This is a genomic window from Clostridium sp. CM027, assembly GCF_024730565.1.
Classification (GTDB): domain Bacteria; phylum Bacillota; class Clostridia; order Clostridiales; family Clostridiaceae; genus Clostridium_AD; species Clostridium_AD estertheticum_B.
On record NZ_CP077725.1, the window covers coordinates 155652 to 180918 of the forward strand.

At 31.5% G+C, this 25267-nt stretch carries 23 protein-coding genes; 22 read left to right on the forward strand and 1 reads right to left on the reverse strand.

Annotated elements, in window-relative coordinates; translation table 11 throughout:
* Positions 1–41 precede the first annotated feature (41 nt).
* The 21 genes from KTC92_RS00770 to ppdK all read left to right on the forward strand — a co-directional run bounded on the left by KTC92_RS00770 (position 42) and on the right by ppdK (position 22800).
* Complete coding sequence (locus KTC92_RS00770) at positions 42–299, forward strand: hypothetical protein (RefSeq protein ID WP_216301793.1); 258 nt, start codon at positions 42–44, stop codon at positions 297–299.
* A 179-nt stretch (positions 300–478) separates the two neighbouring features.
* Complete coding sequence (gene lepA, locus KTC92_RS00775; protein WP_216301794.1) at positions 479–2284, forward strand: translation elongation factor 4; 1806 nt, start codon at positions 479–481, stop codon at positions 2282–2284.
* 21 nt (positions 2285–2305) lie between these two features.
* Entirely contained in the window at positions 2306–3427 is a 1122-nt protein-coding gene (gene hemW / locus KTC92_RS00780; RefSeq protein ID WP_216301795.1) for a radical SAM family heme chaperone HemW, read from the forward strand.
* A gap of 215 nt (positions 3428–3642) precedes the next feature.
* Complete coding sequence (hrcA, locus tag KTC92_RS00785) at positions 3643–4689, forward strand: heat-inducible transcriptional repressor HrcA (RefSeq protein ID WP_216301796.1); 1047 nt, start codon at positions 3643–3645, stop codon at positions 4687–4689.
* 50 nt (positions 4690–4739) lie between these two features.
* Complete coding sequence (gene grpE, locus KTC92_RS00790) at positions 4740–5405, forward strand: nucleotide exchange factor GrpE (RefSeq protein ID WP_258280651.1); 666 nt, start codon at positions 4740–4742, stop codon at positions 5403–5405.
* A 108-nt stretch (positions 5406–5513) separates the two neighbouring features.
* The gene (gene dnaK / locus KTC92_RS00795; RefSeq protein WP_216301797.1) at positions 5514–7370 is read left to right on the forward strand and encodes a molecular chaperone DnaK; all 1857 of its coding nucleotides are present in this window, start codon (positions 5514–5516) and stop codon (positions 7368–7370) included.
* 345 nt (positions 7371–7715) lie between these two features.
* Positions 7716–8840 (forward strand): molecular chaperone DnaJ, encoded by a 1125-nt coding sequence (gene dnaJ / locus KTC92_RS00800; protein WP_216301798.1) that lies wholly within the window; start codon positions 7716–7718, stop codon positions 8838–8840.
* A 58-nt stretch (positions 8841–8898) separates the two neighbouring features.
* A complete protein-coding gene (gene prmA / locus KTC92_RS00805; RefSeq protein WP_220285959.1) occupies positions 8899–9834 on the forward strand; it encodes a 50S ribosomal protein L11 methyltransferase in 936 nt (311 codons plus the stop codon).
* Between the two features lie 69 nt (positions 9835–9903).
* Complete coding sequence (locus KTC92_RS00810) at positions 9904–10656, forward strand: 16S rRNA (uracil(1498)-N(3))-methyltransferase (protein WP_220285958.1); 753 nt, start codon at positions 9904–9906, stop codon at positions 10654–10656.
* Positions 10657–10827: 171 nt separating this feature from the next.
* Positions 10828–11178 (forward strand): histidine triad nucleotide-binding protein, encoded by a 351-nt coding sequence (locus KTC92_RS00815; RefSeq protein ID WP_258280652.1) that lies wholly within the window; start codon positions 10828–10830, stop codon positions 11176–11178.
* 208 nt (positions 11179–11386) lie between these two features.
* Positions 11387–11563, forward strand: coding sequence for a 30S ribosomal protein S21 (gene rpsU / locus KTC92_RS00820; protein WP_165413737.1), 177 nt, complete (start codon positions 11387–11389; stop codon positions 11561–11563).
* Positions 11564–11904: 341 nt separating this feature from the next.
* Complete coding sequence (gene yqfC / locus KTC92_RS00825; RefSeq protein ID WP_165414659.1) at positions 11905–12189, forward strand: sporulation protein YqfC; 285 nt, start codon at positions 11905–11907, stop codon at positions 12187–12189.
* Positions 12182–13339 (forward strand): sporulation protein YqfD, encoded by a 1158-nt coding sequence (yqfD, locus tag KTC92_RS00830; protein WP_253198057.1) that lies wholly within the window; start codon positions 12182–12184, stop codon positions 13337–13339. Before yqfC ends, yqfD begins: the two co-directional genes overlap by 8 nt.
* Positions 13340–13420: 81 nt before the next feature.
* Positions 13421–15550, forward strand: coding sequence for an HD family phosphohydrolase (locus KTC92_RS00835; protein WP_220285957.1), 2130 nt, complete (start codon positions 13421–13423; stop codon positions 15548–15550).
* Positions 15551–15566: 16 nt separating this feature from the next.
* Entirely contained in the window at positions 15567–16067 is a 501-nt protein-coding gene (gene ybeY / locus KTC92_RS00840; RefSeq protein WP_216301804.1) for an rRNA maturation RNase YbeY, read from the forward strand.
* Between the two features lie 63 nt (positions 16068–16130).
* Positions 16131–16829 carry a diacylglycerol kinase gene (locus KTC92_RS00845; RefSeq protein WP_165414663.1) on the forward strand — a complete coding sequence of 233 codons (699 nt, stop codon included), beginning with the start codon at positions 16131–16133 and terminating at the stop codon, positions 16827–16829.
* Positions 16830–16975: 146 nt separating this feature from the next.
* Positions 16976–17374 carry a cytidine deaminase gene (locus tag KTC92_RS00850; protein ID WP_216301805.1) on the forward strand — a complete coding sequence of 133 codons (399 nt, stop codon included), beginning with the start codon at positions 16976–16978 and terminating at the stop codon, positions 17372–17374.
* A 54-nt stretch (positions 17375–17428) separates the two neighbouring features.
* On the forward strand, positions 17429–18310 hold the full coding sequence (gene era, locus KTC92_RS00855) for a GTPase Era (RefSeq protein WP_165414665.1): 882 nt from the start codon (positions 17429–17431) through the stop codon (positions 18308–18310).
* The gene (gene recO, locus KTC92_RS00860; RefSeq protein WP_165414669.1) at positions 18307–19089 is read left to right on the forward strand and encodes a DNA repair protein RecO; all 783 of its coding nucleotides are present in this window, start codon (positions 18307–18309) and stop codon (positions 19087–19089) included. Before era ends, recO begins: the two co-directional genes overlap by 4 nt.
* 64 nt (positions 19090–19153) lie before the next feature.
* Positions 19154–19762: a DUF4342 domain-containing protein gene (locus KTC92_RS00865; protein WP_216301806.1), complete on the forward strand. Its 609-nt coding sequence runs from the start codon at positions 19154–19156 to the stop codon at positions 19760–19762.
* A gap of 401 nt (positions 19763–20163) precedes the next feature.
* Positions 20164–22800, forward strand: coding sequence for a pyruvate, phosphate dikinase (gene ppdK / locus KTC92_RS00870; RefSeq protein ID WP_220285956.1), 2637 nt, complete (start codon positions 20164–20166; stop codon positions 22798–22800).
* A gap of 88 nt (positions 22801–22888) precedes the next feature.
* On the opposite strand, the gene KTC92_RS00875 is transcribed toward ppdK, so the two are convergent.
* The gene (locus KTC92_RS00875; protein ID WP_220285955.1) at positions 22889–23953 is read right to left on the reverse strand and encodes a CotS family spore coat protein; all 1065 of its coding nucleotides are present in this window, start codon (positions 23951–23953) and stop codon (positions 22889–22891) included.
* Positions 23954–24134: 181 nt separating this feature from the next.
* On the opposite strand from KTC92_RS00875, the gene KTC92_RS00880 reads away from it, so the two are divergent.
* The gene (locus tag KTC92_RS00880; protein WP_220285954.1) at positions 24135–25163 is read left to right on the forward strand and encodes a deoxyguanosinetriphosphate triphosphohydrolase; all 1029 of its coding nucleotides are present in this window, start codon (positions 24135–24137) and stop codon (positions 25161–25163) included.
* Positions 25164–25267: the final 104 nt, after the last annotated feature.

Genomic DNA, 25267 nt, shown 5'->3' on the forward strand with positions numbered 1-25267 from the left:
AATTATTATCTATTTAGGGCAATTGTAAGGAGGCACTTTTTATGCTTAAAAAGGGTAGAATTAAATATTTTCTTGTGATTTTTATTTCTTTTTCTGTTTTAACTTATGGATTCATCAAAGTTAATATTAATAAGACAGAACTTGTGAGAAATAAGTCGAAATTTACAATAGGCTTTAAATTAAAACCTGTCGATTTTAGAATAGAGACTAAGGACTATGGTTTTTATGTGAATAATAAAATATTTGATAACATGAAAAAAAAATGCATTAGTACATACAATGGTATTTTTTCAAAATAATATAAAAATACATATATTAAGCGAAATAAAGTATAATGTAGAATCATAATACGCTTACAAAACTAGAGATATTTATGATATAATTTAATTTATAAAACTAATATGCTTTAGGATAAGTATGTTTATGTTAAGCTAAAGCAAATGATTTGATTCATATAGAATAACGGGGGTACAAATTAATGCCGAGTAATAGACAAAAATACATAAGAAACTTTTCGATAGTTGCACATATTGATCACGGCAAGTCTACTCTTGCAGATAGATTATTAGAAAAGACAGGCACTTTAACTAAAAGGGAAATGGAAGAACAAGTACTTGATAATATGGACCTCGAAAGAGAAAGAGGTATTACTATTAAATCTCAACCAGCAAGGCTCGTTTACAAAAGGGAGAATGGAGAAGAATACATATTCAATCTTATAGATACTCCGGGACATGTAGATTTTAACTATGAGGTTTCAAGGAGCTTAGCTGCTTGTGAAGGTGCAGTGCTTGTAGTAGATGCATCACAAGGGATTCAAGCTCAGACTTTAGCAAATTGCTATCTTGCTCTGGACAACAACCTAGATATTGCACCAGTTATTAACAAAATAGATCTTCCTAGTGCAAGGCCAAGCGAGATAATTCAGGAAATTGAGGACGTAATAGGTATTGAAGCTCAGGATGCTCCTCTAATCTCTGCGAAAACTGGGCTTAATGTAGAAGATGTTCTAGAAGCTGTAGTAAAAAAGATTTCACCTCCTAGTGGAGATGAAGAAGCACCACTCAAAGCTTTAATTTTTGATTCTTCATATGATAGTTATAAAGGTGTTGTATGTTATGTAAGAATCAAAGATGGAATTGTTAAAGCAGGAACAAAGATTAAACTGATGAATACTAATAAAATATACGATGTAGTAGAAGTTGGAGTATTTGTTCCAAATTATCTGACCGTACCGCAGCTAAGTGCTGGGGATGTTGGATATATAACAGCATCTATAAAAAATGTTAGGGATGCACGAGTTGGGGATACAATAACAGAAGCGTCTAGACCAGCGTCTAAGCCGCTTAAGGGATATAAACCAGCAGTGCCTATGGTGTTTAGTGGTATTTATCCGGTAGATGGTGCTAGATATGGAGAATTAAAAGAGGCACTAGAAAGGCTCCAGTTAAATGATGCAGCGCTAGGATTTGAACCCGAGACATCTATCGCTTTAGGATTTGGATTTAGATGTGGATTCTTAGGCCTTCTTCATATGGAGATAATACAAGAAAGAATAGAAAGAGAATTTAATATAGAAATCATTACGACAGCCCCATCAGTTATATATAAAGTAATGAAAACTAATGGAGAATTAATAGAAATAACAAATCCTACAAATCTTCCAGAACCAACGGAAATTAGTTATATGGAAGAGCCAGTAGTTAAAGCGTCTATCATAACACCATCAGAATATTTAGGATCAGTTATGGAGTTGTGTCAAGAAAAAAGAGGCGTATATATTGATATGAAATATATAGAAACCACTAGAGTAGTGCTCAATTATGACATGCCTCTTAATGAAATAGTATACGACTTTTTCGATGCCTTAAAATCAAGAACAAAAGGATATGCATCTTTTGATTATGAATTTAAGGGTTATACCACGACTCAGCTCGTAAAACTAGATATTTTACTTAAAGGAGATAAAGTAGATGCGCTGTCTATGATTGTTCCGGAGGAAAGAGCTTACCATAGAGGAAGAATTATGGCTGAAAAACTAAAAGAGCTTATACCAAGACAAATGTTTGAGATACCAATACAAGCATCTATAAACTCAAAGATAATAGCAAGAGAAACTGTAAAGGCACTTAGAAAAGATGTTTTAGCTAAATGTTATGGTGGAGATATCTCAAGAAAGAAAAAATTATTATCGAAACAAAAAGAAGGTAAAAAGAGAATGAGACAAGTGGGAAGTGTAGAAGTTCCACAAGAAGCATTTATGGCTATACTTAAAGTAGATTAGGAATAAAGTGAGGCTTAAACTATGAAGAATGTTGCGTTGTATATACATATTCCTTTTTGCAAGCAGAAGTGTTTATATTGTGATTTTCCGTCATTTGCTGGTAAAGAGGAGTGTATGCTTGATTATGCCGCAGCTCTAGCAAAAGAAATAAATAGTATAAGAGATAAAAAAATAAAAACTATATTTATAGGTGGGGGAACTCCCACCTATTTATCTTTAGCGGGCTGGGAAATGATAGGGAAAAGTATTGATAGATTGGATATGTGTGACGATTTAGAGTTTACAGTGGAAGGAAACCCCGGAACATTTACAGGGGAAATATTAAACTTTTTAAAAAAAATAGGAGTAAATAGGATCAGCATTGGACTTCAAGCCTTTCAAGATTCTTTGCTTAAAAAGCTGGGTAGAATCCATACTATTGAAGATTTTAAACAAAGCTTTCAAATGGCTAGAAATCTAGGTTTTGATAATATCAATGTAGATTTAATGTTTGGACTTCCGTCTCAAACGCTTAAGCAGTGGATAGAGACTTTAGAGAATGTAACTAACCTTAATCCAGAACACTTATCTTGCTATAGTCTAATAGTGGAAGAGGGAACGGCTTTTTATAAAGGGCTTGAAGAAGGCACATTAAAGCTTCCGGATGAGGAAATAGAACGAACTATGTACGCACAGACAATAGAATATTTAAGAGGAAAAGGGTATATACAATATGAAATTTCAAATTTTGCAAAAATCAATAAGTCATGTAGACACAATTTAGTATATTGGGAAATGGGCGAATATATAGGATGCGGCGCTTCCTCTCATTCATATAGGGATGGGTTTAGGTATAGAAATGAAGAAAATATAGAAAAATATATTAAGAAAATAAATGTTGATTGTTGTGCAATAGTGGAAAAAATAAAGAATTCATTTAAAGATGATATGGAAGAGTTTATGTTTATGGGTCTTAGAAAGAATGTAGGCATAAGCAAAAGTGAATTTAGGAAAAGATTTGACAAAGATATAGATAGTGTTTATAGGGAAGTAATAAATAAATATGTAAGTAATGGATTCATGGAGGAAAATGATAACAATATTTTTTTAACTTATGAAGGTATTGAAATATCGAATGTGATTATGGCAGAATTTCTTCTATAAATGCATTGCCATAAATTTTTGTCTAAAGATATTAATATTATAGCACCACGAAAATCAAAGGAAAGCGTAGTATACTTAATTTAAATCGATATAATCAACATATAGTGGCTAAATTAAAAAATTAAGGTTATTGACAAATACATTAGCAAATGATATTTTTAATACATACTCGTTAGCACTCAACTGTAGTGAGTGCTAATAAAAGAGGTGATATTATGGAAATGGATGAAAGAAAAATTAAAATACTTCAGGCTATAATTACAGATTATATAAATAATGGTGAGCCTGTTGGATCCAGAACCATAGCTAAAAAGTACGATTTAGGTATTAGTCCAGCTACTATAAGAAATGAAATGTCAGACCTCGAAGAGCTGGGATATATAGAACAGTTGCATACATCATCTGGTAGAAAACCATCAGATAAGGGTTATAGATTATATGTTGATAGACTTATGGAACTTACGAAATTATCCAATGAGGAAGAATATATGATCAAAAATCACCTTATTAATGCTGCTTTATATGAGGTTGATAAAATCGTTAAGCAAGCAACACAAATGCTTTCTCTTCTTACAAATCTTACATCTATAGTTAAGGCACCATCTGTTCAAAAGAGCTGTATAAAATATATTCAGCTAATGAATCTAGATGCTGAGAGTATTTTGTTTGTAATTATTACAGACAGTGGTATCATCAAAAATAATGTTATTAAGATTAGAAAACCTATTGGTAGTGATAGCATTGCAAAACTTAACAATATGCTTAATTTTAGATTGAGAAAGCTTACAATTGAGCAAATAAATTTAGAAGTTATTAATAATTTAAAAAGAGATTTAGCATTTTATCAAGAAATTTTTGATGGAATTATTCCAGCTCTATATGATAGTTTGTCTGGTGTTGAGACTTCAGAAGTATATATTCAGGGTGCTGCAAATATATTTAACTACCCAGAATATAACAATATTACTAAAGCTCGTGAGTTCTTAGTTTTAGTAGACAATAAAGAGAGTATAAATAGTTTACTAGGAGTAGGGGACATTACAGGTAATATTACAATTAAAATTGGTGAAGAAAATTTTGTTGAATGTGCTCGCGAATGCAGCATTATAACAGCTGTTTATAGCGCGTCCGGAATACCGCTCGGATCTATTGGCGTTATAGGACCAACAAGAATACCTTATGGAAAAGTTATATCTGTACTAACTGGGATAGTTAAAGAATTAAATGATAATATAGCTCAAATTTATGATGATCATAGATAAATTTTAAAATTAAAAGATTTACTTTGAGCCAGAAATGGAGGGATGATTTAGTGAATACAAATAATCAGGAAATTTTAAAAGAAGATTTAAAAGAAGAAAACACATCAATACCTAATAATGGGGCTTCAAGCTCAGTTGATGAAGCTGGCGAAAGTCAAAGCACTATGGAAGAGACAGAGGGTTCTATAGAGGAAACTGCAGAAGAAGCTGAAATAGTAGAAGAAGTTGAAGAACTTTTAGAAAGTGAAAAAGATATGAAAAAAAATAAGAAAAAATTAGAAGAAGAAAACATTAAATTACAGAGTGAGCTAGATGATTTTAAAGACAAATATTTAAGGACATCTGCTGAATATGAGAACTTTAGAAAAAGAACAGTAAAAGAGAAACATGGTATATACACAGATGCTTGCGCCGATGTTTTAAAAGAGGTTTTGCCAGTACTTGATAACTTAGAAAGAGCACTTTCTGTTGAAGGAACTGGGGAAGATCTAAGAGTCGGTGTGGAGATGACGGTAAGACAATTTAATGATGCCTTTACTAAATTAGGGGTAGAAGAATTAGTCTCAGAAGGTGAATTTGACCCAAATCTTCATAATGCAGTAATGCATGTTGAAGATGAACAATATGGAACTAATGAAATAGTAGAAGTATTCCAAAAAGGTTATAAAAAAGATAACAAGGTATTAAGGCATAGTATGGTTAAAGTTGCAAATTAAAGATTTGGATTATAAAAAAAATATTATAAAAAAATATTATAATAAAATATAAGAATTATAACAATTATAATTGTTATGGTCTAAAAGGAATATGAGGAGGAAATAATAATGGGAAAAATTATAGGAATAGATTTAGGTACAACAAACTCATGTGTAGCAGTTATGGAGGGTGGAGAACCCGTAGTAATTTCTAATTCAGAGGGTGCAAGAACTACACCATCTGTAGTTTCATTCCAAGCTAATGGAGAAAGATTAGTAGGTCAAGTAGCAAAGAGGCAAGCAATTACAAACCCAGACAAAACAATAATGTCAATTAAAAGAGAAATGGGTTCCAATCATAAAGTAGATATTGATGGAAAATCACATACACCACAAGAAATTTCGGCGTATATTTTACAAAAAATAAAAGCTGATGCTGAGGCTTATTTAGGAGAAACAGTTACAGAAGCTGTAATAACTGTACCTGCTTATTTCAATGATAGCCAAAGACAAGCAACAAAAGACGCAGGAAAAATAGCTGGACTTGAAGTTAAAAGAATAATAAATGAGCCAACAGCGGCAGCTCTAGCTTATGGTTTAGATAAAATGGATGTTAACCAAAAAATATTAGTATATGATTTAGGTGGCGGTACATTTGATGTATCTATATTAGAACTTGGTGATGGTTTATTCGAAGTAAAATCAACTAATGGTAACACTAAACTTGGTGGAGATGACTTTGACGAAAAGGTTATGAATCACATAGCCGACACTTTTAAAGCGGATAATGGAATAGATTTAAGAAATGATAAAATGGCACTTCAAAGATTAAAAGAAGCTGCTGAAAAAGCTAAAATTGAATTATCATCATCAATGCAAACAAATGTTAATCTACCATTTATTACTGCAGATGCAACAGGTCCAAAGCATATAGATATAAATTTAACAAGAGCTAAGTTTAATGAGTTAACTCACGATTTAGTAAATGCTACAATAGAACCAATGAAAAAAGCACTTGCAGATGCAGGGTTATCACTTAATGAAATAGATAAAATTGTACTTGTAGGTGGTTCAACAAGAACACCAGCAGTTCAAGAAGCAGTTAAAAACTTTACTGGAAAAGATCCTTCAAAGGGAGTAAATCCAGATGAATGTGTAGCACTCGGTGCAGCAGTTCAAGCAGGAGTATTAAGTGGGGAAGTTAAAGATGTTTTACTTCTTGACGTAACTCCATTAACACTAGGAATTGAAACTCTAGGTGGAATAGCTACTCCTTTAATTGAAAGAAATACTACAATCCCAGCTAAAAAGAGTCAAGTATTCTCAACAGCTGCAGATGGTCAAACATCAGTTGAAATTAACATTGTTCAAGGTGAGAGACAAATGGCTGCAGGTAACAAGACTTTAGGAAGAGTTACTCTTTCGGGAATTGCTGCAGCACCAAGAGGAATTCCACAAATAGAGGTTACTTTTGATATAGATGCTAACGGTATAGTCAATGTATCAGCTAAAGATAAAGGAACAGGAAAAGAAGCTAAGATAACAATTACAGCATCAACTAATTTAAGTGATGATGAAATTGATAAAGCAGTAAAAGAAGCAGAAAAATTTGCAGAAGAAGACAAAACTAGAAAAGAAGAAATTGAAGTTAAGAACAATGCAGAACAGTTAGTATACCAAACTGAAAAAAGCTTAACTGAGCTTGGAGAAAAAGTAACAGAAGATGATAAAAAAGATATTGATGCTAAATTAGAAGCTCTTAAAAAAGTTAAAGACGGAGAAGATATAGAAGCTATTAAGAAATCTACTGAAGAATTAACTGAGGCTTTCTATGCAGTAACTACAAAAATATATCAAGCAGAAGCAGAAAAAGAGCAAGGAGCAAACCCAGGCGAAACTAACGCAGATGGAAATGATCATAAAGATGACAATGTAGTGGATGCTGACTTTAAAGTAGAAGAAGATGAAAAAAAAGAAGATAAATAATTAGTAAAATCAATTTAAAATAAGGGATGGGTAACTACCCTTCCCTTATTTTAATGACATTTCAGGAGGAAAGACTCCCACTTATATAAGTGGGAGTTAAATACCTTAACAAGAATAAAACTTAAGTGGGAGTAAAAATATCCCTATGAAGTCATTGATATGCAGCTCCGCAGGATATGATTTAATGTACACAGCTCCGCAGGAGATGAGTTATGTAAAGAAATATTAGCAATATGCATAGAAAAACTATATAATAGTGATGGTTAAATTATTTTAAGGATTACTTTATATTAGAGATTAGTTTATAATATAGAAGTATATATATTTTAGGTGGTGAAAAGCTAGATGTCAAAAAAAGATTATTATGAAACTCTTGGCATAGAAAGAGGTGCCAGTGAGGAAGAAGTTAAGAAAGCTTTTAAAAAGGGTGCATTAAAGTATCATCCAGATAGAAATCCAGATAATAAAGCGGCGGAAGACAAATTCAAAGAAATGAATGAAGCATACCAAGTTTTATCTGATTCAGAGAAAAGATCAAGATATGATCAATATGGTACAGCTGATGCAAATGGAGCAGGCTTTGAGGGTAGCTCTGATTTTTCAGGATTTGGTGGTTTTGGAGATATATTTGGCGACATATTTGGAGGTGGAGGATTCTCTTCAAGAAATCAGAATGGACCTAAAAAAGGTGCAGATTTAGAATATAATCTAAACCTGCATTTTGAAGAGGCTGTTTTTGGGGTAGAAAAAGAGATATCCATTACAAGAAATGAAAAATGTGGGGATTGCAGTGGTAGTGGTGCTAAAGCCGGTACTTCGCCTAAAACATGTGATAAATGTGGGGGAGCTGGGCAGATAAAAGTACAGAGAAACACTGCCTTTGGAAGTTTTGCTAGCATGAGCACTTGTGATAAGTGTGGTGGCAAGGGTCAAATGATCTCTGAGCCATGTAAAACTTGTCATGGTTCTGGGAAACAGAGAAAAAATAAAAAAATTAAAATTGATGTTCCGGGTGGAGTTGATACTGGAAATGTTATGCCTCTAAGAGGTCAAGGGGAACAGGGTGAAAAGGGCGGCCCATCAGGAGATTTATATATAAATATTAGAGTAGCTCCTCATAAAAGTTTTAAGAGGAATGGAACTGATATTCATATAGAATCTCATATAAGCTTTGGGTATGCAGCTATGGGAACTGAAATTAAAGTGCCAACCGTTGATGGAGACGTTAAATACAAAGTACCAGGAGGAACACAATCTGGGACTGTATTTAGACTTAAGGGTAAGGGAATACCTAGAGTAAACGGACATGGAAGAGGCGATCAATACGTAAAGGTTATTGTTGATATTCCAAAAGCTATAAATGATAAGCAAAAGGAAGCTTTAAAATTGTTTATGGAAGCTAGTGGCGAGAATGTAGATTTTTTTGAAGAAAATAAAAAGTCTATTGTAGATAAAATATTTGGCAAATAATAATAAAAAACTCCGTTTTGTAAAACGGAGTTTTTTATTATAAATAAGGAGATTAATAATGAATAAAGATTGGATTGAAGTAACTATAATAACAAGTAGTGAGGCTGTTGAAGCTGTATCTGCAATGCTATACAATACGGGAGTCGAAGGGGTCTCTATTTTAGATCCTTTAGATTTGATTTTTAGACGGGATCATACTACAGATTGGGACTATTTTGATGAAACTATTATAGATACAAAGAGTGGTGTTGTAATTAAGGGATACTATAAAAAGGATGAAAAATTTGAAAAGCACTTAGAAGATATTAAAGCAGGGGTAAATAATTTGCCAAAGTGTGGATTAGACAAAGGTGTTGGATCTGTAACGGCAGAAAAAGTAAATGAAGAAGACTGGGAAAATAACTGGAAAAAGTATTATAAGCCAATAAAGGTAGGGGAAAAGATAGTTATAAAGCCTATATGGGAAGAATACAATAAAAAAACTGATGAAATAATTGTGGAACTAGATCCAGGTATGGCTTTTGGAACAGGATCTCATGAGACTACTAGAATGTGTATAAAGGCACTTGAGAGGCGCGTGGACGCTAACTCAACAGTTTTTGATATAGGAACAGGTTCTGGGATATTAGCTATTGCTGCGGCTAAGCTTGGGGCTAAGAAAGTCATAGGAGTTGATTTAGATCCAGTAGCAGTAGACTCTGCAAAACAAAATGTTAGCTACAATGATATAGGTAATATTGAAATATTATACGGAGACTTAATGGAAGTTGTTAAAGGAAAAGCGAATATAGTTATAGCTAATATAATGGCTGATATAATTATATTTTTGACGCAGCAAGTTAAGGCGTTTATTGTAGAAGGTGGATATTTTATATCTTCAGGGATAATTTTAAGTAAAAAAGATGATGTAATAAATAAGTTAACTGAGTGTGGCTTTAAAATTGAAGAAATAAATATAGAGGGTGAATGGGTTTGCATAGTTGCAAAGTTATAGCAAAATAAGGTGCATGAAAATAGACCAGTATATTTATTTGAATGTACCAAGGCTTAAGGAGAATAAATAATGCATAAATTTTTTGTATCAAAAGATAGTATAGATGGAAACAATGCTGTTATTGATGGTGAGGATGTAAAACATATATATAAGGTATTAAGGCTTCAAATCGGGGATAAGGTAAGTGTTAATAACTGTGAAGGTAAAGAATATGTAGGTGAAATAACCTTTATAGATAAAAAGGCAGTAAATATAAATTTATTAGAAGAAAATTCTATAAATAATGAAAGTCCTATTGAAGTACACTTATTTCAAGGTATGCCTAAATCAACAAAAATGGATTTAATAGTTCAAAAAAATACGGAACTTGGGGTTAAAGCAATAACACCTATAATTACAGAGAGAGTAGTAGTTAAAACTGATCTTAAGGAGTTTAAAAAGGTGGATAGATGGAATAGGATAGCACTAGAAGCCTGCAAGCAGTGCAAGAGAAGTCTGGTGCCTCAAATAAATGTTCCTATAGGGTTTGACAACTTATTACAAGAACTAAAGTACATGGATTTAGTAGTGGTTCCCTATGAAAATGAAGAAGGTTATGGTATAAAAAAATTAGTAGAAAATATGGAGAAAATACATATTAATAAAGTTGCTATTATAATAGGGCCAGAGGGTGGATTTGAAGAAAGTGAAATATTAAAACTTAAAGAAATAGGAGCAAGGATCGTTACTTTGGGACCGAGAATACTTAGAACTGAGACTGCAGGCTTTACATGTTTAAGCCTTATAATGTATGAACTGGGAGACTTGGGAGGGAAGGTGTAATGAAAGTTGCAATCGCTACCTTAGGATGTACGGTAAATTAGTATGAATCAGAAGCAATGATAGGAAGTGCAAGAATTATAAAAATTTTGAGCAATAAATATATGTAGCAGGAGAAAAAAAAATTATGTTGAATACTATAATATAACTAAGGTTATGCAAGGAGGTGATTATGTGGAAGAGGAAGATTGTATTTTTTGTAAAATAGTAAAAAAGCAAATCCCTTGTGAAATGGTTTATGAGGATGAAAAAGTTATAGGATTTAAGGACATAAGCCCTGAGGCACCAGTACATGTTATAATTATTCCAAAGCAGCATATTGCTGACTTAAATTGCTTAAAACAAGAGGAATCAGAAATAATAGGTCATATATTTATTGTCGCAAAGAAAATTGTAAAAATTCTAGGAATTGCTGATAGTGGATATAGAATTATAACTAATTGTGGAGAACAAGGGGGACAAACCGTTCAACATATACATTTTCATCTGTTGGGTGGAAGAATGCTTAAGTGGCCACCTGGTTAGCATATAAGGTTTATTCAAACAAATAATGAGGCGGTATTCTAATTTACTTTACAAAATGTTGAATTTTTAAAAGTATTTTATATATAACAAAACAGCAATGAAAATGTTGACATAATGTAAAAGTGTGTTGTATAATAAAAAATGTGCTATTTAGGCCCCGCATTAGCTGCTTTTAAATTGAATTGAGCTAGCGGAGGGAGGGATAATGATGTCAGAAATTAAGGTTGGAGCAGACGAGACAATTGAGAATGCTTTAAGAAGGTTTAAGAAGAAGTGCGCAAGAAGTGGAGTGCTCGGAGAAGTAAGAAAAAGAGAACACTATGAAAAACCAAGCGTTAAGAAAAAGTTGAAATCAGAAGCTGCAAGAAAGAGAAAATTTAAATAAAATTTTTAAAATGGAAACAGGCAATGTTAGAGTGCCTTCCTCAGCAGTTAACTAGATTAGAAATTATAGAGCTATTCAAAAAGGCAGTTGTGTAATTGGTGGATAATGGCATAAAATACATTGAAAAAATTATGTTTGCCTTATTGCTTAAAGTTATAAGTAATGCAGATGGTAAGCTTATTAGTGAAATAGTAAAATAGTAAAATAGTATTTGAATAAATGAAAGACTCAGCGATTGCTGAGTCTTTTTTTTATTGAAAAAAATTATAAAATTTAAAAACTGTAATTTGTTAGACTTTTTTTTCATAAATTTAATATGAAGTATTTTATGAGGTGAGTGTATGGATAATAAATTTTATAAAACGAAAGAAATTATAGCAAGTAAGTTAGAATTGCCAAGAGATATCCTGTTAGATTTACCGAAAATAACTATTTTAGCTAACAGTGAAATAAATATAGAAAACCATAAGGGTGTAGTAATCTTTGAAGAAGAAGAAATAAAAATAAATTCCAATGTGGGTCCGATTTCGATATACGGTAAAAATTTTAAAATACTATTTATAGGGGGAAACACAATAACTTTGAGTGGCAACTTTAAGTCGGTTGTGTATGAAAGTCATGAATAATTTTAAAAAATATAAAAAAGGTAATATCACAATGGAAATACAATCATTAATGCCAGAAAAGTTTATAAATTTATTGTGGAGAAATGGTATTCAAGTTAAGAACATAAAAAAAATAAATATAACAACTGTAGTTTTAGAAGTGAGATTAAGCGACTATGGAGAGATTAGTAAAGTGGCAAAACGAACAGACACTAGAGTTAAAATTATAGTAAGGAGCGGAGCAGCATTTTTTTTAATAAAGTTAAGAAGTCGATCTGCACTTCTACTCGGAGTAATCTTGTTTGGGAGCGTAATATATTATTTATCTACATTTGTATGGAATATAGAAATCAATACGGAAAATTATATAAGCCCATATGAATTGCGTCAACAAATTAAAGGTTTTGGGATAAGACCAGGACTTAAAAAGAAAAATATAGATGTTTATGATATTGAAAATAAAATCACAAGAAGTAATGATGAAATAATGTGGGTAAAAGCAAGGATTGACGGTGTTAAGCTAAAGGTTGATGTAATAGAAAGACAATCACCGCCTATTATAATTAGTAACCAAACACCCTGTAATTTAGTAGCAAGCAAACATGGTATGGTAGTTAGAGTATACACTACGGAAGGTACAGCCGTTGTAGAAGCCGGGAAAATGATACAAAAGGGGGAGCTGTTAGTTAAAGGAGAGCAGGGCAAGGAGGAAAATGTTTATCCTGTACATGCGAAGGGGGAAGTTATAGCAAAAACTTTTTACGAGGAGATTAAAGAAGTCCCATTAAACAATATATCAAAGGTTAAAACAGGAAACAGTATAAGCAATTTATATATTAAATTTGCAAATAAAAAAATTTATCTAAAAAATAACATAATTCCATATAGTAATTATGATAAAATAGAAAATAACAGTAAGTTTATAAAAAAAGAAATCTACTATGAAATTGAAGAAAAAAATATACCTGCGGATGAGGGTAAGGTAGTAGAGGGGATGTATTCTAATATTTTAAAAAATTTAGACAAAAGTGTAAAAATAATAGATAAAATTAAAGATGTAAAAAAGGAGAAAGATAAGTATCTAATAAGAGTGGTGGTAGTTGCTGAAGAAAATATTGCTTCAGAAGGAGAAATAACACCCGAAAAAGTGAGTATACCCGAAAAAAAATAGTGCATCTCAAAAAACATTAAACATTTAAGAAAGAAAATATGTTTTTATAGTTTACTCGAGAAGAAAAGGTGGGGATGGGATATGAAAAATATAAGGGAACTTATGAAGCTTAATAAAGCAAAATCATATTTGATTTTTATAGTTACGGCGATTATAATGTATTCAATTTTAGTAACAGCTTTAGTTCCAAAAAAGTATACAATAAATGTGGGAAGTATTGCAAAAGTAGATATAAAAGCTCCTAGGGAAGTTGAAAATGAAGGAGCCACAGAAATCAATAGAACAAAAGCTGTAGAGAGCGTAGGAAAAAAAACAATTAAAGTTTCAGTAAATGACAAGGCTATAGAAAATATCGGTAAATTATTTTCAGCAGTGTCCCAGTTAAACACTAGTAAATCACCCGAGAATAATAGCGTAGACGCATCTAAAAAAACATTATCGGGAGAGGAAAAAATAGATTCACTCAAAAAGAGCAACCCAATTCCTAATTTTACCGATGAGAATTATCAGACTTTAGTAAATTTAGAAATTAAAAAAGCCAAGGAATTAGAAATATTTCTTAAAGATACGATAACAACCCTTTATGATATAACCACAATAAATGAAAATAAACCCGAGGAAATTATATTGGCAAAGGGGATTATTGCTACACTTATTAATAACTCAAATTTTCCTAAGGAAATAAGAACAATAGGGATGTCTATCGCAAATGTAGAGGTTCGTCCTAATTCAATTTATGATAAAAAAAGTACAGATGTGTTAATAGAAGAAGCAAGGAAAAGTGTTAAACCTGTTATGATTAAGAAGGAACAGATCATTGTAAAAGAGGGGGAACCAATAACCTCTGAGCAAAAGGCACTTTTAGAATCCTTAGGGCTTCTAGATAATACTAGTAATTTTGAATGGTCATTATATACAAGTGTAGCAGCGCTTGTATGTCTAGTAATATTACTTCAATGGTTTTATTTATATAAGTATCATACGGCAATTTTTAATGATACAAAAAAATTAGTTATGATTAATCTTCTTAGCATCATAGCTATACTACTGGCTAGAACATTAGGTATAATTTCTTTGTTTGTAATTCCATTAGCCTGCGTGCCAATGCTTATGACCATTTTAATTGATGATGAAGTATCAATAGCTCTAAATATTCTTAATTGCATTCTAATTAGTGTTGCAGTTAATTTTAATTTTGAAATAACAATATTAGCTGTGCTAAATTCTATTGTTGGGGTTATGATATTAAAGAAAATGCAACAAAGAAACGATATATTATATTCAGCTATATATATTGCAATAATAAACCTTATGGTGTATCTATCTATGGGATTTTTGCTAAGCAATAGTATAATTGATGTTTTAAAAAAGGCAGGACTAGTGTATCTCGCAAGTCTTATATCTGGAGTACTTACTATAGGATTTTTGCCGTTTTTTGAAAGCTTTTTTGATATAGTGACTACAGTGAAACTTTTGGAACTATCAAACCCTAATCACCCACTACTAAAGCGGCTACTTTTGGAGGCTCCAGGAAGTTATCATCATTCTGTGCTTGTAGCTAACTTGTCAGAGGTTGCAGCAGAAGCTGTTGGAGCGAATCCTGTTCTTGCAAGGGCTGCTGCATATTATCATGATATTGGGAAGATAAAGAGACCATATTTTTTCAAAGAAAATCAATTAGGAAATGATAATCCACATGAGAGAATAACTGCAAATTTAAGTACACTTATAATTATTTCTCATGTAAAGGATGGGTTAGAGCTTGCAAAAGAATTTAAAATACCTAAAGTAATTCAAGATATCATTAGGCAGCATCATGGGACGACTTTAGTTAATTATTTTTATATAACTATGAAAAATTCTAGTGACAATCCAGATGAAGTTAAAGAAGAAGATTTTAGATACCAGGGACCGAGTCCTGAAAGCAAGGAAGCGGCAATTATAATGTTGTCAGATATAGTGGAAGCAGCTGTAAGATCAATTCCAAATCCTACAAAAGGTAAAGTTGAGGAAATGGTTAATAAGCTAATAAAAAGCAGACTTAATGATGGACAACTAAATAATTGCGATTTAACTTTAAAAGATTTAGAAAAGATAAGAAAGGCATTTTTAAAAGCGCTTTCTGGAATATACCATGAGAGAATAGAGTATCCAATGGACAAATGGCAAAAAGATAAGGAACATGAAGATAAAAAAATGAGGCTAGAATAAAGGAGTAAAAATAAGTATGATTTTTATTGATAATAGGCAAAATAAGATTGAAGTTTCGAGTGAACTTGAAACTGTTATAAAAAATGTCATTGAGTATACGCTTAAAGAAGAAAAACTTTTTATAGATAATGAGGTAAGTGTTATCTTTATTGACAACGAAGAAATCAGAAAAATAAACCTAGAGCATAGGGGAATAGATAAAATTACAGATGTGCTATCTTTCCCTATGTTACATTATCCAGAAAATAAGGTGTTTAAAGATGTGTATGTAAATTATGAATTTGACCAAAGTGATTTATATGATGAAAGGCTAGTAATTGGGGATGTTGCATTATCCCTGGAAAAAGCGAAGCAGCAAAGTGAAGAGTTCCGTCATTCATTTACTCGCGAATGTGCGTATCTTACAGTGCATTCAATTTTACATCTGTTAGGTTATGACCACATGGAGGAAGACCCAAAAGATATTATGAGAAAAAGAGAAGAAGAAATATTGAACAATTTTAAAATATCTAGGTAGGATACACTTATGGTTAGTTTCATGTGTCTTACTGCATGAGAATATTTTTAAAGGTGGTTAAGGATGAAGGTTAAGAAATTAGTTGATAGTTTTAATTATGCTATTGAAGGAATCATATATTCCATTCGCACGCAAAGAAATATGAAGATACATATGTTAACTACAATAGTAGTGCTTACTGCCACTTTTTTTTATGATTTGTCAAAGATTGAACTTTTAATTATTACCATGACTATAACAATGGTCATAGTTGCTGAAATGATAAATACGGCAGTAGAATGTGCCATAGATGCTACAACAAATTTTTATCATCCACTAGCCAAAATTGCTAAAAATGTCGCTGCTGGCGCAGTACTAGTAACCGCTATAAATTCAGTCTTAGTTGGTTATGTGATATTTTGGGATAGAATAACTCCTTTTAACATGACAGTTATGTTAAAACTTAAAAAATCTGACCCTGACATGATCTTTTTTATGCTGGTTATAATTTGCATTGCTACAGTAATAGTTAAGGCAATTTATGGAGAAGGAACACCACTCAGAGGAGGAATGCCTAGCGGTCACAGTACCATAGCTTTTTCAGTAGCTACAGCCATAACATTATTAACGAATGAACCTTTAATTATGGTGTTATCATACTTGCTAGCTGTAATTGTTGCACAAAGTAGGGTTGATTCAGAAATTCATTCTATCTTGGAAGTGGTTTTTGGTGGTGTTTTTGGGACTTTATTAACATTGCTACTATTTAAAATTTTAGGATAATTAATTTTTTTATGTCTAATGACTAATATCCGAAATATAATTATAATATTATTGAAATACTAATATTTAGTGATATAATTGGTATACGTGATTTTTCGTGTATATGTGAAGAATAACTGTCAAATTATTTGAATAGGAGTGTACTAATGGATTATAAAAAGTTAGCTAGAATAGCAATAGATGCTAGAGCAAATGCATATGTGCCATATTCGAAATTCAAGGTAGGCGCAGCAGTTGTTACTGAAGATGGGTCAATATATACTGGATGCAATATTGAGAATGCTTCCTATGGAGCTACTAATTGTGCCGAAAGGACAGCAATTTTCAAAGCTGTATCTGAGGGGCATAAAAAAATCAAGGCTATTGCTATAGTTGGAGATATGTCAACTAATACCTATCCATGTGGTATTTGCAGACAAGTTATAGTAGAATTTGCCACAAATGATATTGATATTATATTAGTAAAAAATGAAGAAAATTATATAATTAAGACTATGGATGAAATTTTACCAGGTGCTTTTACTAAAGAAGATTTATTAAAGTAAGATAACAAATAATTAATAAATACTATTTACTAAAGATAATCAAAAGGAGGATATATGTTTAAATCGGGATACGTAACTATTATAGGACGACCTAATGTAGGAAAATCTACATTAATAAATTATATTATGGGGGAGAAATTATCAATTGTGTCTAATAGACCCCAAACTACAAGAAATAACATACAAACCATTTTAACTACTAAAGAATCTCAAATAATATTTGTAGATACTCCAGGAATGCATAAACCTAGACATAAACTAGGAGAATATATGGTTAAAGTAGCAAAGCAATCTGCTAGTGAAGTAGATGTTATATTATTTATAACTACGCCAGGAGATGAAATTGATAAAGGTGATATGCATATTCTTGAACAATTTAAAGATACTAAGATACCCGTGTTTTTATTAGTTAATAAGATTGATGAGAATACTCAAGAGAGGGTAGCTAAAACTATTCAAGGTTATTCTGAGTATTTTAATTTTAAAGAAATAATACCAATTGCAGCTATAAAAGGTAAAAATATTGATATAGTTACTAAACTTGTAGAAGAGCACATTCCAGAGGGACCTTTATATTACCCAGAAGATATGATTACAGATCAGCAAGAAAGATTCATTATTACTGAAATTATAAGAGAAAAAGCTTTGAAATTATTATCGCAAGAAGTGCCTCATGGAATAGCAGTAGAAATTATTTCTATGAAAAGAGATAAAAAAGAGATCTACAATATTGAAGTTAACTTGCTTTGCGAAAAAGATTCTCATAAGGGAATAATAATTGGAAAAGGTGGAAAAACCTTAAAACAAATTTCTACTTATGCAAGACAAGATATAATGAAATTATTAGGAGAAAACATACATCTGAGATTATGGGTAAAGGTAAAGAAGGAATGGAGAGATACTTCGAGTATTTTGAAAGAGTTAGGATATAAATAGGGGATGATTTTCTGTCAATTTTAAAAACTAGGGCCATTGTTATAAAGACACAAGAGTTTAAAGAGACTGACAAGTTAGTTTGGCTTTTTACTGAAGAATTTGGAAAAATAACAGCCATAGCAAAGGGAGCCAGAAAAAATAAAAGCAGATATATATCATCGACCTTACCTTGCTGCTATGGAGAATTTGTGCTTTTTAAAGGGAAAAATTTATATACAATAAATGAAATTACAATTATAGATTCTTTTCAGCAATTATTAAGGGACCTAGATACAATTACTTATGCCTCGTATTTTAATGAATTAATTGATATAACAATGGAGAATGAAGAGGTTAATAAAGAACTTTTTATAAATTTAGTTACTGCCTTTTATTTCATAAAAAATGACGTTATGGATATAGAAGTCCTAGCCAGAACTTTTGAAATAAGAATTCTAAAGGCAACAGGTTATGCATTAAATTTTAACTACTGCGTTAAATGTAGAAAAAAAATAACCATGTCTAATAACATTGATTTAATATCTTATGGTCCAATTTGTAAAGAGTGTGAAAAATTAAATAGTATATATATTTCAAATCCTACATATAATACATTAAAATTCTTAAACAATTTTGGTATGGATAAAATTAATAGAATTATTGTTTCAAAAACATCCAAGCTCGAGTTGTATAAAATTTTATCCTTTATTATTTCCCAAAATTATACACGTAAGCCGAAGAGCTTAGAAATGTTTAATTACTTAATGACATTTCAAAAGGAAAGTCGCCCACTTTTATAAGTGGGTGAATAACAATGAATAATTGTTATTTACAACTGGACAAATTATAAGGAGGAATATTTTAATGGCAGAAATTACACTAGAGAAGATTGATATTGTTAAAGAACGAACAGGAGTTACGTACACTGATGCTAAGGAAGCATTAGAAGAATGTGATGGTGATGTAGTTAATGCTTTGATTTATATCGAAGCAAAACAAAAAAAAACTGAAAAATTTAATATGAAAGAAATGTACACGACTAAGGATGAATTTGTAACTTGGATAAAAAATACAGCACGAAAAGGAACTGTAACAAGAATAAAAATAAAAAAAGATGAAACTGTGATTATAGATATACCTGTTAATGCTGGTATTGCAGCAGGTCTCGTTGGATTATATATGCCCTCTTTAATTGGCATAGGATTATTAACAGCAGTAATCACAAAGGTTAATATTGAGATAACTAAAGAGGACGGTTCTGTGGAGTTTATTAATACTATTATTAAAAACACAGTTGAAGAAGTAAAAGGCAAAGTGAGTGATATAAGTGAAGATGTAATAGAAAAAATTAATGAAACAAAAGACAGTCTTAGCAAAGGTAGCAAAGATATCAAAGATAGCAATAATGAAAATGTATATCAATATACTGTTAAATTTGATGAGCAGAAAAAAGAAGAAGAAAAGAGTAACTAATGTATTCTCTTTTCTATATTTTAAAACTTTGATCAATGCTATTTTCACTTATATAAAGCCAGCAACTTATTAGTTGCTGGCTTTATATAAGTGAAAATCTAACTATATCTTAAACAAAAAGTGATTAAATCATGATACATTTGATTGTAAAAACGTGGTATAATGTTAGGAAGGGTATGTTAAAAATTTAGTATAACATCATTTTGTGGAAACGTTTTATTTCAAATATATACCATTTTAGAAAGCCTGAGTAAGGTTAAATAATCTTCTGCGAAGCTGTAACATTAACGAATTCATAAGGAGACTTTCCTTCCGAAATCTCGTTAATATGGTGTTAATTGTAGTTAATGGTATATTTATATACTAATTATCATATATAATTTAGAAGGAGTTGGGTTAAAATGGAAAACAGAAAATATGTATACTTATTTAGTGAAGGTAATATGTCAATGAAAAACCTTTTAGGTGGGAAAGGTGCAAATCTTGCAGATATGACAAGTCTTGGGATTCCAGTTCCACAGGGATTCACAGTAACTACAGAAGCTTGTAATAAATACTATGAAGATGGTCAATTGATCGCATCCGAGATTATTCATGAAATTCATGCTAAAATGGCTGAACTTGAAAACATTACAGGAAAGAAGTTTGGAAGTTTAGAAAATCCATTACTTGTATCAGTTAGATCTGGGGCAAGAGCATCGATGCCTGGTATGATGGATACGATCTTAAATCTTGGATTAAATGATGATACAGTAGAAGTTATGGCAAAATTAACGAATAATCCAAGATTTGCTTATGACTCTTACAGAAGGTTTATCCAAATGTTTGCTGATGTTGTTATGAATATTGAAAAAAGAAACTTTGAAAACATGATGGATAAAATGAAAGAAGAAAAAGGCGTAAAATTTGATACAGAATTAGATGCGAGTGACCTAAAAGAATTAGTTAAACAATTTAAAGAATTCTACAAAGAATATAAACGTGAAGAATTTCCAAGTGATCCTAAAAGTCAGTTAATAGAGGCTGTTTCGGCAGTATTTAGATCATGGGATAATCCTCGTGCAAATGTATATAGAAGATTAAATGATATTCCAGGAAATTGGGGAACTGCGGTAAGCGTTCAAGAAATGGTATTTGGTAACAAAGGAGAAACATCAGGAACGGGTGTTGCTTTCTCAAGAAATCCATCTACAGGAGAAAAAAGAATATATGCTGAGTACTTAATGAATGCACAAGGGGAAGACGTTGTTGCAGGGATAAGAACACCACAAGATATATCACAACTTGAAAAAGATATGCCAAAAGTATATGAAGAATTCATGGGAATTGTTAAGACCCTCGAAACTCACCACAAAGATATGCAAGATATGGAGTTTACAATAGAAGATGGAAAATTATACTTTTTACAAACAAGAAACGGTAAGAGAACGGTGCAAGCCGCATTAAAAATTGCGGTAGAACTCGTTGAAGAAGGAATGTTATCAAAGAAAGAAGCTATAATGAAGGTTGAGCCAAAACAACTAGATACATTACTCCACCCTAACTTTGATGCAAAAGAATTAAAGAAAGCTATAGTAATAGCTAAAGGCTTACCAGCATCTCCTGGAGCTGCCTGTGGAAAAGTTTACTTTACGGCTGAAGATGCAAAAATTAAACATGAAGCTGGAAATAAAGTTATCCTTGTAAGGCTTGAGACCTCACCAGAAGACATCGAAGGTATGGTTGCTGCAGAAGGTATCTTAACAGTGAGAGGTGGAATGACATCGCACGCTGCGGTTGTTGCAAGAGGAATGGGGACTTGTTGTGTTGCTGGATGCTCAGACTTAAAAGTTAATGAAGAAGCTAAGAGTTTCCAAATTGGACAAACGATATATAATGAAGGCGACTTTATTTCAATGGATGGAAGTACAGGAAATGTATACGCTGGAACAATTAAAACGGTTGAGCCTGAAATAAATGGTTATTTTGAAATATTTATGGGCTGGGCTGATGAAATAAGAAGATTAAAAGTTAGAACTAATGCCGACACTCCAAGGGATGCTGCTCAAGCAGTTAAATATGGAGCTGAGGGTATAGGACTATGTAGAACAGAGCATATGTTCTTTGATGCCGATAGAATAATGGTTATAAGAGAAATGATTGTTGCTAAAGATGAAGATTCAAGAAGATTAGCATTACAAAAATTATTACCAATGCAAAGAGAGGACTTTATAGGAATCTATGAAGAAGTTGAAGAAAGACCAACTACAATCAGATTTTTAGATCCACCGCTACATGAATTTTTACCGCATGCTGATGAAGATATAAAAGAATTAGCAAGAGACATGGGAATAACTTTTGCAGAGTTAAAAGCTACTGTTGAATCATTGCATGAAGTTAACCCAATGATGGGACATAGAGGATGCAGACTTGCAGTATCATATCCTGAGATAGCTGAGATGCAAACTAGATCGGTTATTGAAGCAGCTATAGATGTTAAAACTAGAAAAGGATACAATATTGTTCCAGAAATAATGATTCCTTTAGTTGGGGAAGTTAGAGAATTAAAATATGTTAAAGATATAGTAGTAAGGGTAGCTGATCAAATCATAGCTGAGTTAGGCATTGATTTAAAATACATGGTTGGTACAATGATTGAAATACCAAGAGCCGCACTTACAGCTGATTTAATAGCAAAAGAAGCAGATTTCTTCTCATTTGGAACAAATGACTTAACGCAAATGACTTTTGGATTTTCAAGAGATGATGCTGGAAACTTCTTAAAACATTACTATGAAAAGAAAGTTTATGAATTTGATCCATTCCAAAAATTAGATCAAACAGGAGTAGGCAAACTCGTCAAAATGGCAGCTGATCTTGGACGAGAGGCTAATCCAGGTATAAAACTTGGGATATGTGGAGAACATGGTGGAGATCCATCTTCTGTTGAATTCTGTCATAATGTAGGACTTGATTATGTATCATGTTCACCATTTAGGGTTCCGGTTGCAAGACTTGCAGCGGCTCAGGCTGAAATAAATAATCCGAGAAAAAAATAATATTTAAATGTAATTAATCAATTAAAAGTAAAAAGCCACTGCAAAGCAGTGGCTTTTTACTTTTAACAGAATTAAAATATCAAATTTATTATGTTATTTTAAATTTATTTTTAATATACGTTTTAAACTTTTCAACAAAATCTAATTGATATTCATTATTGTTAGTTGCGTTATCTAGCAGGCGTAAGAAGGCTTTTTTATTACATTTGTTAATATTACCATAATAATCTCTTGATATTTTCCAATATCTTTGGGGGAAAGCCAAATAAACAAAAATATATTTGTAATCATCCAAGGTTAAAGGTAGGATTTTATCATATAATTCTAAAAAATTTATTGCTAGCTCTAAATCCCATTTTGTACTATCTCTTTTCAGTAGGCGCCTTAAACAATAGGAAATATCATGGGCGCAAAAGTCATTTCTACATTTATCAAAATCAATTACCCATATTTCATTATTAGTATCAAATATAATATTTTTATTAACATAGTCAAGGTGGCATAATGATTTTGTAAGATTATTGGGGTTGATATCATAAGCAATGTTTGCAGAATATTTAGCTAGCTTACTACTTGTTTCAAAATGATTAAGATATAGATTTGAAAAGGCATCATTATATTTATAAGCCAAATTAGAGGAATTAAGAAGGCCTTCATAGTGTTTATATATGGAAGGGCTCAAAGGGCTAAAGTCCTCTTTTATGGAACTTCCATATATAGGCATAAAGTTAATGCTGACTTTATGCATATTTGCAAGGTTGGTACTACATAATAGAATATGATTAATATTATCATAATCACATTTTATACCATTAATCCAGGGGGTGAGTATAAATAACATATTATTATAGTTTACAAATCTGTTATTTGTGTTTGTAGGAAGTATGCGAGGTACATGGATATTATTTCTGTATAACCATTCTATAGCTGAGTATACAAATAATAAATCGTTTATAGAATAATAAACTTTTTTTAAACAATAGCATTTACCAAAGTCTTGCACTTTATATACAGCCCTTTGTTTATCTGTATCTTTAAATTTGATTTGCGTGATATCAGCATTAGTTAAGTTATATTGAGGCAGAATGTGTCTTTTTACATTTTCGGCAGACAATAAATTTATGTTATTAAAGTTTTTAGCCGTAGATGGCATCTTAACACTCCTAAAAAATTATTACATTATTAGGATATTAATAAAACTTTAATATTATACATTTAACATTAAAAAAGGGAAATTAATTTGATTCGTAGAATACTAACTAAAGCGTCTTTAAAAAATAATATGCATACTTATCAACCGTTTTTAGAAGATGCCTAAATTTAGGAGGAAAACCATGGATATTCGCAAAAAAATAGAAACTAATGAAGGTAATAGCATTATACGATATGGGGCGTTATCTCTAAACTCAAAAGGAAGGAAAGTATTAGAGGATAAGGATGAGGTAAGAACCTGTTATATGGTGGATAGAGATAGGATAATACATAGTAAATCATTTAGAAGATTGAAGCATAAAACTCAAGTATACATAAAGACTAGTAGTGATCACTATAGAACAAGATTAACACATACCTTAGAAGTTGCACAGATAGCTAAAACTATAGGGAGAGGCATAGGCTTAAATGAAGATTTAATAGAAGCTATAGCAATGGGTCACGATATAGGGCACGTACCTTTTGCTCATAATGGTGAAGAGGTGTTTAATGATATTTTGCCACAAGGATTTAGGCACAATGAAAATAGTATTAGAGTTTTAACAAAAATTGAAAAATTAGGTGCTGGTCTTAATTTGAGCGCGGAAGTGCTAGATGGAATTCTCAATCATAGTGGGTTTTCTTCTAAAATTGGAAAGGCTTCAACACTTGAAGGTCAGGTTGTTAGGTATAGTGACAAGATTGCATACGTAAATCATGATATAGACGATTCTATAAGAGCAGGATTGTTAACTGAAGCAATGCTACCTCCAGGTGCTATTGAAGTATTAGGGGCAAATCATGGCAAGCGAATAGATACTTTAGTTAAAGACTGTATTTATAACACCATAAATAACTTAGATATAGGGGATATAGGTGTATCACTTAGTGAAGGTGTTGGAAGTGCATTGGGTGAATTAAGAAATTTTATGTTTGAAAATATATACAAAGGTGAAATCTTAAAGGCAGAAAGACAAAAATCACAATTTGTGGTAACGCATGTATTTAAACATTACTATAATAATCCACTGGCTATGCCGGACTTTTATAAAAGCATAGTTAAGTATGAAGGTCTACATATAGGAGTAGCAGATTATATTTCTGGTATGAGTGATGACTATTGTTTAATGCTTTTTAATGATTTATATGTGCCTAGGGTTGTTATTTATTAAAATATGATAGAAACAAATATTGGGTTTGGAAAACATATTAATATAAAATTTATAAATAAAAAATAAAAAATACAAATATTGAAGGAAATTTGTGTTTTATAAAG

Bases quoted from the DNA above. Each gene is read 5' to 3' on its own strand.
- rpsU (WP_165413737.1), top strand. From the start codon at position 11,387: ATGTCAGAAATTAAGGTTGGAGCAGACGAGACAATTGAGAATGCTTTA.
- dnaK (WP_216301797.1), top strand. From the start codon at position 5,514: ATGGGAAAAATTATAGGAATAGATTTAGGTACAACAAACTCATGTGTA.
- dnaJ (WP_216301798.1), top strand. From the start codon at position 7,716: ATGTCAAAAAAAGATTATTATGAAACTCTTGGCATAGAAAGAGGTGCC.
- prmA (WP_220285959.1), top strand. From the start codon at position 8,899: ATGAATAAAGATTGGATTGAAGTAACTATAATAACAAGTAGTGAGGCT.
- lepA (WP_216301794.1), top strand. From the start codon at position 479: ATGCCGAGTAATAGACAAAAATACATAAGAAACTTTTCGATAGTTGCA.
- hrcA (WP_216301796.1), top strand. From the start codon at position 3,643: ATGGAAATGGATGAAAGAAAAATTAAAATACTTCAGGCTATAATTACA.
- yqfC (WP_165414659.1), top strand. From the start codon at position 11,905: ATGGATAATAAATTTTATAAAACGAAAGAAATTATAGCAAGTAAGTTA.
- ybeY (WP_216301804.1), top strand. From the start codon at position 15,567: ATGATTTTTATTGATAATAGGCAAAATAAGATTGAAGTTTCGAGTGAA.
- hemW (WP_216301795.1), top strand. From the start codon at position 2,306: ATGAAGAATGTTGCGTTGTATATACATATTCCTTTTTGCAAGCAGAAG.
- KTC92_RS00845 (WP_165414663.1), top strand. From the start codon at position 16,131: ATGAAGGTTAAGAAATTAGTTGATAGTTTTAATTATGCTATTGAAGGA.
- KTC92_RS00865 (WP_216301806.1), top strand. From the start codon at position 19,154: ATGGCAGAAATTACACTAGAGAAGATTGATATTGTTAAAGAACGAACA.
- KTC92_RS00770 (WP_216301793.1), top strand. From the start codon at position 42: ATGCTTAAAAAGGGTAGAATTAAATATTTTCTTGTGATTTTTATTTCT.
- KTC92_RS00835 (WP_220285957.1), top strand. From the start codon at position 13,421: ATGAAAAATATAAGGGAACTTATGAAGCTTAATAAAGCAAAATCATAT.
- KTC92_RS00880 (WP_220285954.1), top strand. From the start codon at position 24,135: ATGGATATTCGCAAAAAAATAGAAACTAATGAAGGTAATAGCATTATA.
- ppdK (WP_220285956.1), top strand. From the start codon at position 20,164: ATGGAAAACAGAAAATATGTATACTTATTTAGTGAAGGTAATATGTCA.
- era (WP_165414665.1), top strand. From the start codon at position 17,429: ATGTTTAAATCGGGATACGTAACTATTATAGGACGACCTAATGTAGGA.
- yqfD (WP_253198057.1), top strand. From the start codon at position 12,182: ATGAATAATTTTAAAAAATATAAAAAAGGTAATATCACAATGGAAATA.
- KTC92_RS00875 (WP_220285955.1), bottom strand. From the start codon at position 23,953: ATGCCATCTACGGCTAAAAACTTTAATAACATAAATTTATTGTCTGCC.
- KTC92_RS00810 (WP_220285958.1), top strand. From the start codon at position 9,904: ATGCATAAATTTTTTGTATCAAAAGATAGTATAGATGGAAACAATGCT.
- KTC92_RS00850 (WP_216301805.1), top strand. From the start codon at position 16,976: ATGGATTATAAAAAGTTAGCTAGAATAGCAATAGATGCTAGAGCAAAT.